Annotated in this window: 10 protein-coding genes; 3 read left to right on the top strand and 7 right to left on the bottom strand. The window is 65.5% G+C overall.

The window, feature by feature from the left end; all coding sequences use genetic code 11:
• Positions 1–82: 82 nt before the first annotated feature.
• From ACSQ3P_RS22640 to ACSQ3P_RS22650, 3 genes are read right to left on the bottom strand one after another with little or no spacing between them, the layout of a single operon-like run.
• On the bottom strand, positions 83–1,234 hold the full coding sequence (locus ACSQ3P_RS22640) for a serine hydrolase domain-containing protein (RefSeq protein ID WP_436167736.1): 1,152 nt from the start codon (positions 1,232–1,234) through the stop codon (positions 83–85).
• Entirely contained in the window at positions 1,231–2,811 is a 1,581-nt protein-coding gene (locus tag ACSQ3P_RS22645; RefSeq protein WP_436167737.1) for an ABC transporter substrate-binding protein, read from the bottom strand. Before ACSQ3P_RS22645 ends, ACSQ3P_RS22640 begins: the two co-directional genes overlap by 4 nt.
• Positions 2,812–2,846: 35 nt before the next feature.
• Entirely contained in the window at positions 2,847–3,242 is a 396-nt protein-coding gene (locus ACSQ3P_RS22650) for an acyclic terpene utilization AtuA family protein (protein WP_436167738.1), read from the bottom strand.
• A gap of 71 nt (positions 3,243–3,313) precedes the next feature.
• On the opposite strand from ACSQ3P_RS22650, the gene ACSQ3P_RS22655 reads away from it, so the two are divergent.
• A complete protein-coding gene (locus ACSQ3P_RS22655; protein ID WP_436167739.1) occupies positions 3,314–4,204 on the top strand; it encodes a LysR family transcriptional regulator in 891 nt (296 codons plus the stop codon).
• 550 nt (positions 4,205–4,754) lie between these two features.
• On the top strand, positions 4,755–7,190 hold the full coding sequence (locus ACSQ3P_RS22660; protein ID WP_436167740.1) for a DNA translocase FtsK: 2,436 nt from the start codon (positions 4,755–4,757) through the stop codon (positions 7,188–7,190).
• An 817-nt stretch (positions 7,191–8,007) separates the two neighbouring features.
• Here ACSQ3P_RS22660 and ACSQ3P_RS22665 read toward each other — a convergent pair.
• The 4 genes from ACSQ3P_RS22665 to ACSQ3P_RS22680 all read right to left on the bottom strand — a co-directional run bounded on the left by ACSQ3P_RS22665 (position 8,008) and on the right by ACSQ3P_RS22680 (position 13,173).
• On the bottom strand, positions 8,008–8,313 hold the full coding sequence (locus ACSQ3P_RS22665; RefSeq protein WP_436167741.1) for a hypothetical protein: 306 nt from the start codon (positions 8,311–8,313) through the stop codon (positions 8,008–8,010).
• Between the two features lie 4 nt (positions 8,314–8,317).
• The gene (locus tag ACSQ3P_RS22670) at positions 8,318–11,716 is read right to left on the bottom strand and encodes an acyl-[ACP]--phospholipid O-acyltransferase (RefSeq protein WP_436167742.1); all 3,399 of its coding nucleotides are present in this window, start codon (positions 11,714–11,716) and stop codon (positions 8,318–8,320) included.
• 448 nt (positions 11,717–12,164) lie between these two features.
• Positions 12,165–12,443 (bottom strand): YiaA/YiaB family inner membrane protein, encoded by a 279-nt coding sequence (locus ACSQ3P_RS22675; protein WP_436167743.1) that lies wholly within the window; start codon positions 12,441–12,443, stop codon positions 12,165–12,167.
• Positions 12,444–12,480: 37 nt separating this feature from the next.
• Entirely contained in the window at positions 12,481–13,173 is a 693-nt protein-coding gene (locus ACSQ3P_RS22680; RefSeq protein WP_436167744.1) for a PspA/IM30 family protein, read from the bottom strand.
• 103 nt (positions 13,174–13,276) lie between these two features.
• Between ACSQ3P_RS22680 and ACSQ3P_RS22685 the strand changes: the two genes are divergently transcribed.
• Entirely contained in the window at positions 13,277–13,924 is a 648-nt protein-coding gene (locus ACSQ3P_RS22685) for a TetR/AcrR family transcriptional regulator (protein WP_436167745.1), read from the top strand.
• Positions 13,925–15,092: the final 1,168 nt, after the last annotated feature.

The raw sequence follows: 15,092 nt of genomic DNA on the forward strand, positions 1-15,092 counted from the left end.
GCAGTGCCGACATGTGCCGCCGCGTTGGCGTGCCCCGGCCCGGCCGGTCTCGCCGGCGCAAGTCCGGCATCATCCCTCAATCCTAGAGCTGGCCGAGCACGGCCCGCTTGAAGGCGAAGCGTTCAGCCTTGAAATCGATGCCGTAGCTCGCGGCGAAGGGCGGCTGCGGGTGGCATGACAGCGTCACGATGACGACGTTCGCCCGGCGATTGACGTAGAGCGTCTGGCCGGCGAAGCCGGAGGCGACCATGGCGCCGTCGGGATCGATCCACCAGCTATAGCCATAGCCGTCGGCCCCGTAGCTGTTGGTCGCCGGATCCAGGGCGAAGATGCGCGAGCCCGCGGCATCGAGCCATCCGTCGGGGAGGATGGGCTCGCCGGCGATGACGCCGCCGCCAAGCAGGAAGCGGCCGAAGCGGCCGAAATCCCGGAGCGCCATGCCGGCGCGGCTGCCGCCGATCTCCTGCCCGCCTTCCGATTCCAGCGTATAGAAGGCGTCGAACTCCATGCCGAAGCGCGACCAGATCTTGCGCGACATGTAGTCCGCCAGGGTCTGCCCGGTCGCCGCCGAAAGCAGTGCGCCCAGCACATAGGTGTCGCCGGTGTTGTAGTTGAACCGGTGGCCTGGCGGATGCAGGCCCTGCACGCCGCCCATCAAGGCCAGCACGCCGCCGGGCACCTTGTCGCCCAGCGATTTGCTGTAGCGGTTCACATGCGAGTTGCGGTCGGTGTAGTCCTCGTTCCAGTCGACACCCGACGACATGGTGATGAGGCTGCGGACGCTGACCGCATCATAGGCGCTGCCGCCCAGCGCCGGCAGGTAGCGCGAGACCGGATCGTCGAGGCTGGCGATCGCGCCGTCCTTGAGGGCCGCGCCCACCAGCGTCGAGGTCAGCGACTTGATCATCGACATCGACGACCAGCGCAGATGCTCCTCCAGCCCGAGCCCATAGCGCTCGAGCCGGATGGTGTCGCCCTGCAGCACCAGAAGCCCGGCGACATTGGTGCGGTGGATATAATCCTCGACCCCGTGAAGTACGCCGCCGAGCTCATATTCCGGCGCGATCTCCGGGCCGCGCGCGAGGGGAAAGGCGGCCTCGCCCCGCGCAATCGCCCGCGTCGCGAAGATGCGGTCGACATTGCGGTAGGCATAGGCCTGCCAGCTCGGCGAGAGCAGCAGGAAGTCCTCGCCGCGGGGAAGATACTGGCGCGGTTGCGCGGGGTCAGTGCTCATCTCCGGCGGACTCCATAAAACAGCGGCAGGCCCTTCTGCACGCCCGTCAGGTTGCTGCGATAGGCCGTCTGCTGGAAATACAGGCCGGTCGGCGCGTAGGGCATCGTTTCAAAGGCGACGCGCTGGATTTCCGCACAGATCGCGGCTTGCGCCTGTTCGTCGGGCGCTCGGAACCAGTTCATCCGCAACTCCTCCAGGCGCGGGATGTCGGACCAGCCGAAGATGGCGGAGGTGCCGCTGCCGCGCAGGAAATTGTTGCTCGACGGATTGAGCAGGCCGACGCCGGCGGTGAAGGTTCCAACCAGATGCCAGCCCCCCTTGTCGGGCGCCTGCCGGTTATTGGGCCGGGCGAGGACCGTGCCCCAATCCATCATCTGCATGTCCACGGTGAAGCCGGCCTGGGTCAGCGCGTCGGTCACCACCTCGCCCTGCGCCTTGATGGAGGCGATGTCGCCGGGCACGAGGAAGACGAGCGGCTCGCCCTTGTACCCCGCCTGCTTGAGCAGGCGTCGCGTCGCGTCCCTGTCGGGCGGTTCCTTCAAGGCGTCGAGGCCGGTCTCGCTCGCCATCGGCGTACCGGGCAGGAAGAAGCCGACCTTGTCCTTCCAGCGCTGGCGATCCTCGCCGATGACGGCGGTCATCACATCCTTCTGGCTGATCGCCGCCAGCGCGGCCTGCCGCACGAGAGCATTGCTGGTCGGCCCCTGCAGGAAGTTGAAACGGATGACCCCGGCCGATCCGAACGGGTCGATGAGGTCGAGCCTGACGTTCTTGTTCTCTCCCAGGAGCTCCCAATAATCGGCCGCGGGCTGTTCCCACCAGTCGATCTCGCCGGTCTGGAGAGCCGATGCCGCAGTCGCCACATCGGGCATGACCAGCCACTCGACCCTGTCGAAATGGACAAGCTTCGGACCGGCCAGAGCGCTTGTGCGCCCGCTTTGACGGGGGACGTAATCGGCGAATTTCTCGTAGACGAGCCTGCTGCCGGGAACCCGCTCTTTGGGCAGGAAGCGATAGGGACCGCTGCCGACCATCTCCGCGACCTGAACCGTGGGCTCGGTCAGCGCCAGCCGCTCGGGCATGATCACGGCGTTGTTGGTGCCGAATTTCCCGAGCGCGTCGGGCAGCATCGGAAAGGGGAGCTTGAGCCGGAACCGAACGACGCGATCCGAAACGGCCGAAAGCTCGTCCGTGGTCGCCGCCAGCACCTGGCCGACATTGTCGCGCGCCCACCACCGCTTCAGGCTGGCGACCACGTCACGGGCGAGCACCGGTGTCCCGTCATGGAAACGCAAGCCCTCCCGCAGGGTGAGAGTCCACTGAAGGCCGTTCTGCTCCACGAGATGGCCCTCGACCATCTGCGGCTGGACGCGGTTGTGCTCGTCGGCTCCGTAGAGGGTGTCGAAGATCATCATGGCGTGATTTCGCGTGACGTAGGACACGCTCATGATCGGATCGAGGATCGCGACGTCCGATTGCGGCACGAATTTGAGAACCGAGGCGCCCTGTGCCCGCACGATGGAAGGCAGGCTCAGCGCCGATGTCATGCCGGCGAGAAATCCGCGTCTTGTGGTCATGGTCGATCCCCCCTTTTTTGATGACGATTGCCTGGTCAGGCCGTGCCGTCCCCGCAGCGTGGCGGAGTGGGCAGGTCGAGATCGAGCGGCGCGGAACTCAGCGCCTTGCCGTGCGCGTCCCGCGCCAGCGACCGGGCGATGTCACGAACGCGTTGCGCCGCCGCCAGCGGATTGGCGGCGCCCATATGGGTGACGATCCGCGCGCCGCCGGCACGGCAGGTCGGGAGGGCCGCCGGGACGCGCTGTTCCGGCAGGATGTCATAGCCCTCGTGCGGATCGGCGAGCCGAGCCTGCCGGGCCAGCGCGATCATCCGCTCGGCGAAGCATTCGAAGCGGAGATCATCGAGGCACCCATGCCGCGCGAGCGCGACGGCGGGCTCGATCCGATCCCCCGCGTAACCCGCCTCCGCACCGATCCCGATGGTTCGCATGCGGCCGAGACTGGGCCGGCGGAAACGATCTAACAATTGAAATGATTCAATCTCTGCAATAGCTTTTCTCTATGGATTTCAGCATTCGGCAAATCAGGGCCTTTGTCGCCGTCGCGCGGCTGGGCAGCTTCACCCGCGCCGCCGCGTTGCTGCATGTAGCCCAGCCGACCCTGACGGTGCAGATCAGGAAACTCGAGGAGGCTCTCGCTGTCCGGCTGTTCGACCGGACCTCGCGCTCGGTCGCGCTGACGCAGAGCGGGCGCGACATGCTGCCGGTGCTGGGGCGGCTGGTCCAGGATCTGGACGGCCTGCTCGGTGAGGTTCGCAACCAGGGCACCGGTTATCAGGGTCTGGTGCGGATCGCCGCGCTGCCCACGGCGGCCGCCGCCCTGCTGCCCAAGGCCATCAAGTCATTCCGTGCCGTGCATGCCGGGGCCGATTTCCGCATTCGTGACGTCATCGCCCGCCGCGTTCTGGCGCTCGTGGAAGCGGAGGAGGCCGATATAGGCATCACCGGCGGCCCGACGAACGCCGCCGACGTCGACGTGCTGCTCGCCATCGAGGACCGCATGCATGTCGTCTTTCCGCAGGCTCACCCCCTGGCGGAGGTGGAGACGATCACCCCGGACCTGCTCATGCGCTACCCGCTGATCATGATGGATCCCGACACCAGCGTCCGTGCCGTGGTGGAGGCGGGCTTTCACGCCGCCGGCCTGATCCCGCGGCCGGCCGGGGAGGCGACCTATATGATGACGGCCGTCGGAATGGTGCAGGCGGGGCTCGGCATCACGATCCTGCCGTCTTCAGCACAGGAGATCCGTGCCGATCCGACATTGCAGGCGCGCGCGATCGAGGCCGTTGGTTTCGTCAGGCAGATCAGCCTCGTGAAGAAGAGCGGCCGAACGCTGTCTCCGCTCGCGGCCCTCTTCGTGCGCCACTTCTGCGACATGACCACCCGCTAACGGCGGTGCCGGGGGCGGGGCGTGCGTGAGGGGGCGGGGCAAAATTTCGCTGGCCGTTGGATCAGCTCGGCATCGCACCGACCAGCGCGCGGGCAATCTCTGCCGCCGCAGATCAGGCCGGGAGATCAGGCCATGCCCGACTTGCGGCGCATCTGGAGCAATGTCCGATCCAGTCGGATCGCTCAATGGCTCCAACTCTTTGTTCTTACGCGATTTCTTCGCGCGAGCCGGTCTCCGCTCCGCGCGAAAGCGCTCTCGGCAGCGGAACATTTATCGCCTCTTAACCCTGCCGGACTAGGCCTGTGGGCGGTCAGTAAATCTCTAAAACCTGCGGTATCCGATGCCTGAGTTCGACGTTGACAGCCTGGCGCAAGATGCCGTTTCCGAGCGATTTCCAACATCCCACATCGATCGGCCCATTGGTTCCGAGACGCGCGCCGGCCAGGCGCGTGACAAGGCCGGGATCAAGACCTTGCCGGCTGTTCCGACACCCAACAGGCTCAGGCGCGCAAACCCGGTCCTGAATCCGGCGCCAGCGCAGGGGGGCCAAGTGCACGGGGGCCAAGTGCGTGGGGCTTTGGCCGGCCCTGCGGCGATCACGGCATATGGCGGCGTCGACAATCCGGCCGGGATTCCCAAATCGGAGCCAAGCCAATCCCGGCGCAGCGAGGTGCGCTATTGGCGCACGCCGGACCGCCTGCTGAAGCAGCCGGCCGAGCCGGAGATGCTTCCCTCAGCGGTGCCGGAGGCCGATCACGCTTTCCATGATGGCGAGGCCGAAGCGGCTGCGGCCCCAGTGCGGGATGACGCAGCCCCAGCGGAGGATTGCGCCCCGGCCGATGATGTCGCGGCGTCGACGCCCTTCGCCTTGATCTCCGACCACGCCTTCTGGGAGTTTCTGCCCGAAAACGGTCCGCGGGACGTCGAAGCCGAGCGGCTTGCCGACAAGATCGAGCCCGCCATTGCAGGCGTGGCGCCCTTCGGGCTCGCTGAAGCGGACCGTGTCTTGCCCCCCGAGCATGTCGCGCCCCGCAAGGGCGTCGCCATTCCCGTAGCCTTGTCTGTTCCCGTAACCTTGCCGGCAGCCGATCCCGCCGAGCGCTGGACGAGCGCGAGCCAAGCCTACACTGTGAGCGTCAAGCTATCGCCGCGGTCATGGTCCGATGCCGGCCAGGGCAGGGCCCCTGCGACCACTTCACCGGTCACGTCACTTGCCGTCCCGCTTGCCGTGGACGTCTCACCCGCCACTGATGCCATCCCCGCGGCCGGCCGCGGCATCGTCGTCACGCGCAAGACGCGCGAAATCGGGGCGGCGCAGGCAGCCAAGTCTTCTCGCATAGAGTCTTCGCGCATCGAGCCTTCTCGCGTTGAGCCCTCTCGCAGTGAGCCAACCCGCATCGTTCCAACCCGCCTTGTTGCGCAGGTGCTTTCGCCGGCCGTGCAGCCGGCCGCCTTCGAGCTGCCGCCGATCACGATTCTCGCCGAGCCGCCGCGGACGTTCGAGGCCACCGTTCCCACCGAAATCCTGCAGCAGAACGCCGGGTTTCTCGAGGGTGTGCTCGAGGATTTCAACGTCCGTGGTGAAATCGTCCAGGCCTGCCCCGGCCCGGTGGTGACGCTCTATGAGCTTGAGCCGGCGCCGGGCACGAAGTCGTCGCGGGTGATTGCGCTCGCCGACGACATCGCCCGCTCGATGAGCGCGATCGCCGCCCGCGTCGCCGTGGTCCAGGGCAAGAACGCCATCGGCATCGAATTGCCCAACGCCAAGCGCGAGACCGTCTTCCTGCGCGAATTGCTGGCCAGCCAGGATTTCGAGAGCTCCAAGCACAAGCTCGCCTTGGGTCTGGGCAAGACCATTGGCGGCGAGCCGGTGATCGTCGATCTCGCCCGCATGCCGCATCTGCTCGTCGCCGGCACTACCGGCTCGGGCAAGTCGGTGGCGATCAACACCATGATCCTGTCGCTGCTCTACCGGCTGAAGCCGGAAGAGTGCCGCCTGATCATGGTCGATCCAAAGATGCTCGAACTCTCCGTCTATGACGGCATTCCCCATCTGCTCACGCCCGTCGTCACCGACCCGAAGAAGGCGGTCGTGGCGCTGAAATGGGCGGTGCGCGAGATGGAGGAGCGCTACAAGAAGATGTCGAAGGTCTCGGTGCGCAACATCGACGGCTTCAACGCCCGCGTCGGCGAGGCGAAGGCGGCCGGCGAGGTCATCACCCGCACCGTGCAGACCGGCTTCGACAAGCATTCCGGCGAGGCGATCTATGAGGAGGAGGTCATGGACCTCGAGCCTCTGCCCTATATCGTCGTCATCGTCGACGAGATGGCCGATCTGATGATGGTCGCCGGCAAGGAGATCGAGGGCACGATCCAGCGCCTGGCCCAGATGGCGCGTGCGGCCGGCATCCATGTCGTGCTGGCGACGCAGCGCCCCTCCGTCGACGTCATCACCGGCACGATCAAGGCGAACTTCCCGACCCGGATCTCCTTCCAGGTCACCTCCAAGATCGACTCGCGCACGATCCTGGGCGAGCAGGGCGCCGAGCAGCTGCTCGGCCAGGGCGACATGCTCTACATGGCCGGCGGCGGGCGCATCACCCGCGTCCACGGCCCCTTCGTTTCCGACGCCGAGGTCGAGAAGGTCGTCGCCCACCTGAAGACGCAAGGGCGGCCGCAATATCTCGAAGCCGTCACCTCCGAGGAGGAGGAGGGCGCAGCTGAGGGCGAGGACGGCGCGGTCTTCGACAAGAGCGCGATGGGCCAGGCCGAGAGCGACGACCCTTACGACCAGGCTGTGGCGGTGGTGCTGCGCGACAAGAAGGCCTCGACCTCCTATATCCAGCGCCGCCTCCAGATCGGCTACAACCGCGCTGCCTCGATCATGGAGCGGATGGAGAACGAAGGCATCGTCGGCCCCGCCAACCACGCCGGCAAACGTGAGATCCTGGTCGAAACCGGCAGGGCTCGCGAAGACGAGGATTGAACGCCGGCGTTGCGGCCTCAAATCGCCACGAGAGCGCTGCGACAGCAGGCGTGTGATAGCGTGCTGTTCATCCCCCGCTCTTCCCTGAGGGGAAAGCACGCACAGACAAGCGCGGGGAACCCTCTCCCGTAGGGAGAGGGCAGGGTGAGGGGTCGGCCGTTTGACGCTTTGGCCGCGACCTCACCGCTGCGCCGCTGTGAGGTTTTTACGCAACTGGTCCGGGGGCCTACACCTCACCCCTGCCCCTCTCACTGAACCCGGGTATACCCGGGTTCAGCACTTGGAGTGTCGAAGTCGGGTAGACCCGACTTCGATGCAGGAGAGGGGTTCCCCGCGCGCTGCCTGTAGAGGTTCAGGCATGGATCGCGGGTCTGCGCGGAGTTTACCTTGGGCCGATCGAAGATCGGACCCGGGGGCTTCGCCCAGGATGACGTCCTAGCCGTCATGCTCGCCCTTGTGGCGAGCATCCACGTCTTGAACACGATCCTCGACCAGCGAAGACGTGGATGGTCGGGACAAGCCCGACCATGACGGATGTTACGAACGGTCCGTGCCTCAGCGACTCATGGCCGCGGCGCCGCCGTCTTTCCGGGGCGATCCGAAGGATCGAGCCCGGAACCCAGAACCGATGCCGCTGCTTGAGAAGAGGTAGCCGGCTCGCGTCACGACGACGGGCATCGGCTCTGGGTTCCGGGCCCATGGCTGCGCCATGTCCCGGAATGACGGCAGAGAATAACGCCATCGCTCAGCGCTCAAGGCCGCCAGTATAAGCGCTGGAATCCTTCAAACACGCGCGGACTAGCTCATGCATCCCGCCTCAATGATGAGCTCCTGAACCGGCAAGCGGACATACCGCGTCGAAGGCGCGCCCGCCGCAACGCCCAGCCTGAAGACGTTGACGAGCCGGCGTCCCGCGGGAACGCGCATGTTGCGCGACCAGCATCCGGTTCGCCTCGGGCCAATCGGCCAGAACCGAGACCGGGCAGGCGGCGAGGCCAAGTCGCTCGATCGTCAGCCAGGCGCGGTAGAAGGCCTGGCCTGTCTCGAGCGGATCCTCCCTGGCGGGGCGGTGAAACAGCGCGATAGCGCCCGATGCGGTCTTGGCGCGCTCGCTCGTGAGCATCGCGTCAGGCGGCCAGCGCGGCGGAGCGTTCGCGCACCAGGCGCGTGACGCCGGCGAAGTCGAGCTTGCCCGAGCCGAGCACCGGCACGGCCGGCACGACCAGGACCTCGGCGGGGACCATCAATTCGGAGGCGCCCTTGCTCTTGGCATGGGCCTGGAAGGCCGCCTTGGTCGCGTCGCGCTGGGCCGTGACCAGCACCAGGCGCTCGCCCTTGCGCGCATCGGGCAGGCTCGCCACGGCCGAGAGCGCATCGGGCCAGAGCTCGGCCGCCAGGGTCTCGATCGCGGCGAGCGAGACCATTTCGCCGGCGATCTTGGCGAAGCGCTTGGCGCGGCCCTTGATCACGACGAAGCCGTCCTTGTCGATGGTGACGATGTCGCCGGTGTCGTGCCAGCCATCGACCGGGGGTTCCAGCATGCCGGGATTCTCGGCGCGCAGATAGCCCAGCATGATATTGGGGCCGCGCACATGCAGGCGCCCGCCCTCATCGACGCCGGGAACCTGTTCGAGCCTGGCTTCCATGCCCGGCATGATCCGCCCGACAGTGCCGAAGCGGTTGAACATCGGCGTGTTGATCGCCAGCACCGGCGCGGTCTCGGTGACGCCGTAGCCTTCCAGGATGCGAACGCCGAACTTCTCCATATAGATCCGGCGCGTCGCCTCCTTCACCGGCTCGGCCCCGGCCAGGATGTAGCGCAGCGAGCGCAGATCATAGGGGTGCGCCGCCCGGGCATAGCCGGAGAGGAAGGTGTCGGTGCCGAACAGGATGGTGGCGTTGGAGCCGTAGACCAGCTCCGGCACCAGCCGGTAATGCAGCGGCGAGGGATAGAGATAGACCGGCACGCCCGAGACCAGCGGCAGCACGAGGCCGACCGTCAGGCCGAAGGAATGGAACACCGGCAGCACGTTGAAGACCTTGTCGCGCCGGCCGAAATCGATCCGCGCCGCGGCCTGGGCCGTGTTGGCGAGCATGTTGGCATGGGAGAGGACGACGCCCTTGGGCGTCCCCTCCGAGCCCGATGTGAACAGGATCGCGGCCCGGTCCTGCCCTTTCGAGGCAAGGATCGGCCGGCCATGGCGCCACAGGGCCTTGAGCTTGTCGCTGGTCGAAACCGTGGCGCGGACATCCTCCAGATAGACGATCGCGACGGTCTCCCTGAGCGCCTCGACCAGCGGCCCCATCCGGCCCTTCTCGACGAAGGCGCGCGAGGTCACGATCGTACCGATCTCGGCCGCCTTGCAGGCCGCCGCGATATTGGTGGCGCCGGCAGTGAAGTTGATCATCGCCGGCACGCGGGCCGCCGAGAGCAAGCCGAGCAGCGTCACCGCCGCGCCATTGGCATTGGGCAGCATCACGCCGAGCGCTTCGCCCGGCTTTGCCAGCGGGGCGAGCTTGCGGCCGAGCACCTCGGCGCCGATCAGCAGGCGCTTATAGGTCAGTGAGCCGGTGATCGGATCCTCGACCGCGACGCGGCCCATGCCATGGACCTTCGCGGCCTCGACGACGGCCTCGAAGACGCTGCGGTCGATATCCGTGGTCTTGAAGATCAGGTCCGACATGATCTGGTAGAGCGCGGCCCCCGCCGCCTGGCGGCGCGCCTTGCCCTTCAATTCCTCGGCAACGCTGAGCGCGACCGGCTCCAGGATGGTGACGCGCACCTTCGGGAACCAGCGGCGGCGGACCTGCTCGCGGGTCAATCGCGAGAACACGGTCGCCTCCAGCCCCTCGATGCGAACCGGCACGACCATGGCGCCGGATTTCTCGGCGATCATGGCGGCGCCGTCATAGACCTTCATCAGGCTGCCGGTGACGGTGAGGCGGCCTTCCGGGAAGATGATCAGGCTCTCGCCTGATTTCACCGCATTGATCAGCGAGCGCGTCGCCAGCGGGCGCGTCGGGTCGAGCGGCATGGCGCGCGTCAGCTTCAGGAAGGGCTTGACCCACCAGCGCTGGGCGATGCCGTGGTCGATGGCGAAGACCGGGTCCTTGTCGAGGATCGAGAGCGCCAGCGCCGCATCGAGGAAGCTGACATGGTTCAGCGCGATGATCGCATTGGGGCCGGCCTTGCCGATGTTCTCCTGGCCGGTGATCTCGAGCCGGTAGAAAGCGCGCAGCAGGATCGAGAGGAAATCGCGCAGCGGATTGGTCGGCAGCGTCCTGAAGATCCAGATGGCAGCGGCGAGCGTGCCCGCGCCGATGATCAGGAAGAGCTGCGACAGGCTCAAGCCCGCAGCCTGCAGCAGCGCGACGACGACGGCGCCCGCGACCATGAAGGCAGCCGAGAGCACATTGGCGGCGGCGATGATGCGCGCGCGTTTCTCGGCCGGGGCCCAGACCTGCATCGCGGCGAAGGAGGGCACGATGAAGACGCCGCCGGCGATGGCGAGGCCGACGAGATCGATGCCGGCGCGCCAGGCCAGGCCGTCCACGAAGAAGGCGGCGACATCGCGCGCCGGCTGATGCGCCACCACGCCGGAGATCGCCCAGCCGAGATCGAGCGCGAACAGGCCCATGACGAGGCAGGCGACCGGCACCGGCAGGAGCACGATCCGCCCGCTCGACAGGAAGGAGCCGATGCCCGAACCGACCGCAATCGCGATGGCGAAGAGACCGAGATAGACGCTGACCACGAGTTCGGTGCCGCCCATGCCGTTCTTGACCAGCGAGGGCAGCAGCGACATCACCACCGCCCCGATCAGCCAGAACAGGCTGACCATGACGCCGGTGCGCCAGAGCCGGGCATCGGCCCAGAGATCCTTGAGCAACCCGCCGGTCGAGCGGAAGATATTGGCGTCGATCGCGAGTTCGGGAGCGGCGGCCTCGGTCTTCGGGATAAACAGGGTCGCAACCCAGCACGCGAGCGCAAAGACCATGATCAGGGCGCTGAGCGAGGCGACATTGCCGCCCTCCCGCGCCGTCAGGCCGCCTGCGACGGTGCCGAGCAGGATCGCGATGAAGGTCGCGCCCTCGATCAGCGCATTGGCCGTCGGCAGCTCCTCGCGCCTGAGGTGATCGGGCAGGATGCCGTATTTGATCGGGCCAAACAGCGCCGCGATGATGCCGAAGGCCGCCAGCGCCACGAACAGCACTGGCACCGATTGCAGCATGAAGCCCACAACCGCGATCCCGGATGCGCCGATTTCGGCGAGCTTCAAGCGGCGTGCGATCAGCGCCTTGTCGAAGCGGTCGGCCATTTGGCCGCCGAGGCCCGAGAGCAGGAAGAACGGCGCGATGAAGATGCCGCCGGCGAGCGTTACCAAGGCTTCGCCATGCGAGCCGGCGAGCTTGTAGAGGATGATGAAGACGAGCGCGTTCTTGAGGAAATTATCGTTGAAGGCGGAGAAGAACTGCGCCCAGAACAACGGCGCGAAGCGCCGCTTCAGCATCAAACTATCGGTCATGGCTTGCTCGCGTTGCGTTCGAGGGAGGGTTGCATCGCCATGGGAAAACAATCGTTTCACGCGAATGGCGATGCGGTTTCTCGGTTAAGTCGCACTTACCGGCGCGCCGGAGTTTTGCGCGATCGGGCGGCTCAGAGCCCGTTTGGACATTCGAGCCCTCATCCTGGGGAGCCTGGCCGATAGCGTCGGCAAGGATTTCAGTCGGCTGGAGTTTCGGGAAACGCGCCGTCATCCCGGGCGACCGCAGGGAGACCCGGGATCCATTCCGGAACCTCACCTGCAAGCGCTCCGGCATGGATCCCGGATCGGCGCCGCTGACGCGGCTTGTCCGGGATGACGGCGCGTTTTTCCGCGATATTCGAGCTTTTGAGAACAGCGGCATCGTTATCGGCCACCCTCTGAGGCGCCGTGTGAGCGGCGTCTCGAAGGGCGAGGGCCAGACCGTCCCTCAGAGCGCCGGCTTGCCGACATCCATCAGCAGGCGCTCGGTGCGCGCATCCTCGATGCGGTTCACCAGCCGCGAGGCCTCGTGCATGTCGCGCACCGTCTTGGTCATGGTCACGCAGGACTGGACGAGCATGATCGCGCCCATGCCGAGATAGCCCTTGGCCCACCAGTCGAGCGGCAGGAACAGGATGCCGGTGCCGACCATGACGGCGGCGGTGAAGAACGAGGCATAGGTGAAGCTGACCCAGGCGCCGCTATGGGGTTGGGAATTCTGGTTCATCGAAGATCTCCGTGCGTGAGAGGGCAGTGGTGATTGGTCAGGCGGTCGCGGCGGACTGGCCGCGCAGGCGGGCGAGCACGTCATCGGCGGTCGGCTTCAGTCGCGGGCCGTAGCCGCGCGCGGCGAGCTTCTCCGTGACCGAGATTGTGGCCGCGCCGTCGAGTTCATCGAGCGCGAGATCGGCCGCCTCGGCTTGAATCTGGCGCTCGCGCAACCGCTTCAGCGTCTGCTCGGCCTCTCCAAGCGTCGCCTCATGGGGCCGGGCGGCTTCCGTCCGGCCGCGGCGCATCTCGCGCACCGCCTCCGAGGCCCGCGCCAAGCGCCGGCCGCGATCGAGCTCGGCGATGCGCGCCTGGGCCTGGGCGAGATGGCGCCGCAGCCGCAGGATCTCCGTGGCGAAGAGAGCCTGCGCCGCGGCAGCGGCATCGCGATCGGCCTCCAGCGCAGCGATGGCCTCGGCGCCCTCGCGGGCCAGGATCTCGTCGCCGGCAGCAAGCGCCGCGCCGACCCGGTGCTCCAGATCGACGACCCGGCCTTTGGTCGCAGCAAAGCGGGCGCTCTCCTGCTGGTCCTGGGCGATCGCCACGGCGAGCGCCTTCTTGGCCCGGTCGAAGGCGGCGGTCGCATCGCGCAGCTGCTGGTCGAGGATCAATAGCGCGTTGCGGTCGGCGATGGCTTCACCCGCCTCGGCGACGCTGCCGCGGAAGAGGGTCACAAACATCTTGAACATGGCTGGCACTCCGTTATGAACGTTGTTCACGACGATAGGCATGACACGAACTTGAACGCCGTTCAAGGCATATTTTGAACGTTGTTCAAAACTAGGGTGGAGCATGGTCAAGACGACGGAACGCCGCGAGCGGCAGCGCGAGGCCCTGGTGCTGGCGGCCGAGCGCGCCATTGCCGAGAGGGGGCTTGCCGGCCTCAAGGCGCGCGAGCTGGCGAGCGAAGTGGGCTGCGCGCTGGGGGCGATCTACAATCTCGTCCAGGATATGGACGAGCTCGTGCTGCGCGTCGGTTCGCGAACGCTGGCACGGCTCGACGCCGCTTTGGCGCAGGCGACGCAAGGCCGCCGCTTGGATTCCACGGAAGAGGCGAGCGCCCAGCTGGTCGCGATCGCGCAGGCTTACTGCGCCTTCGCGCGCGGGAACCTGCAGCTCTGGCGCACCCTGTTCGAGCATCGCATGGCGGAAGGCGCGATCGTGCCGGACTGGGCGATCGACGAGCAGATGACGATGTTCCGCTACATCCTGGCGCCGCTGCAGCGGCTCCAGCCCCAGGCTGGCGAGCCCGATCTTGTCCTGTTGAGCCGAACCCTGTTCTCAGCCGTCCACGGCGTCGTCATGCTCGGGCTCGAGGAGAAGCTCGTGGCGGTGCCGCAGCGCGAGCTCGACCGGCAGGTCGAGCGGCTGGTGGAGCTCGTTTGCCTGGGGCTTGCGAGCCAGATGCTGCGCGCGATGCCCTCGCGAGCAAGGAGTTGAGGGGCTGTTGTGAGTGCAGATTCGCCTAGCCTCAAGGACGGCTGACATGTCGCCGAATCCTCGCTCCGGCCAGTGAGGCCGGCTGTTTCGGTGTAACACCGATGGTTGTGTTTGCTGGCGAGGGGGCGGATTGACGGAAATGCTGGGATTTCAGCGAATTTGTCGAAAATGCGCCAAAATAGCCATCTTCACTTTCCACCTCCGCGTCAGGGCAACGAAGACGCCGAAATATGAAACATTTGCGAAAAGCGGATGCCTTTGAAAAAACAGATTACCCTTGCGGACCGCAGCCTTCTATTCTCGCATAGGTAGTGAATCGAGGGTGGCCGCCGGAATGATGTTGTCATTGGTTCGGGCCGGCTGGCCTGATGGAACCGCTGCTGTTGCGTCAGTGGCGGAGCGCAGTTTTGGCTTTGGAGCCGAAGCGATCTGATGCGTATTGCGCTGGTCTTTGCGGCGGTTGGATTGCTCGCCGTCGTGCCGATGCAACTTTTCGGTGGTTCTTAATTTTATGAGTCAGAGGGCGTGGAGGGCCTTGGTGGGTGCTGCAGCTTTCGCTGGCGTTATCAATCTGCTTGGCCTCGCTGGCCCGTTGTTCATGCTGGAAATCTACGACCGCGTGTTACAAAGCCGGAGTCTTTCGACTTTGGGCGCGCTTCTATTGTTGATTGAATTCGATAAAACTATGATAGGCCGATGAATAATGAAATCATTTACAAGATTAACATTGGCTGCCGCCGTCGTGCTTGTTCCGCTTTCTCTTGGTGGATTGAATGCTACGGGACTGTGTATATCCCAACTTCGTTACGTTCCTGGGGATGAATTCCTGCAAAACGCTATTTTTTATCGAGCGAAATACATGAGGGGCATGTCACAAGATCCAGGAATGGAGGACATATCTCGATATCTTAAAAATAATCCAAAGTGCTGTCGCCTTGAAAGTTCATCGGAATTTTTCAGCAATTCGTTTTTTTCATATATATTCGGATACAATAAGCGATGGGTTCACATAATACATCCGCTTGCTGATAAATTACGAAATGACAATGAAGGGCAATTTTCGGATGTTTACATATCTTTAGACAATTGCGGCACCGCTACGGGTCAGATTGGACAACTTTATTCTCGCGGACCATCGGAAATAAACTGACGTATCGGGAGATTGCCT

This window comes from Allobosea sp. LjRoot9 (genome assembly GCF_964252745.1).
GTDB lineage: Bacteria > Pseudomonadota > Alphaproteobacteria > Rhizobiales > Beijerinckiaceae > Allobosea.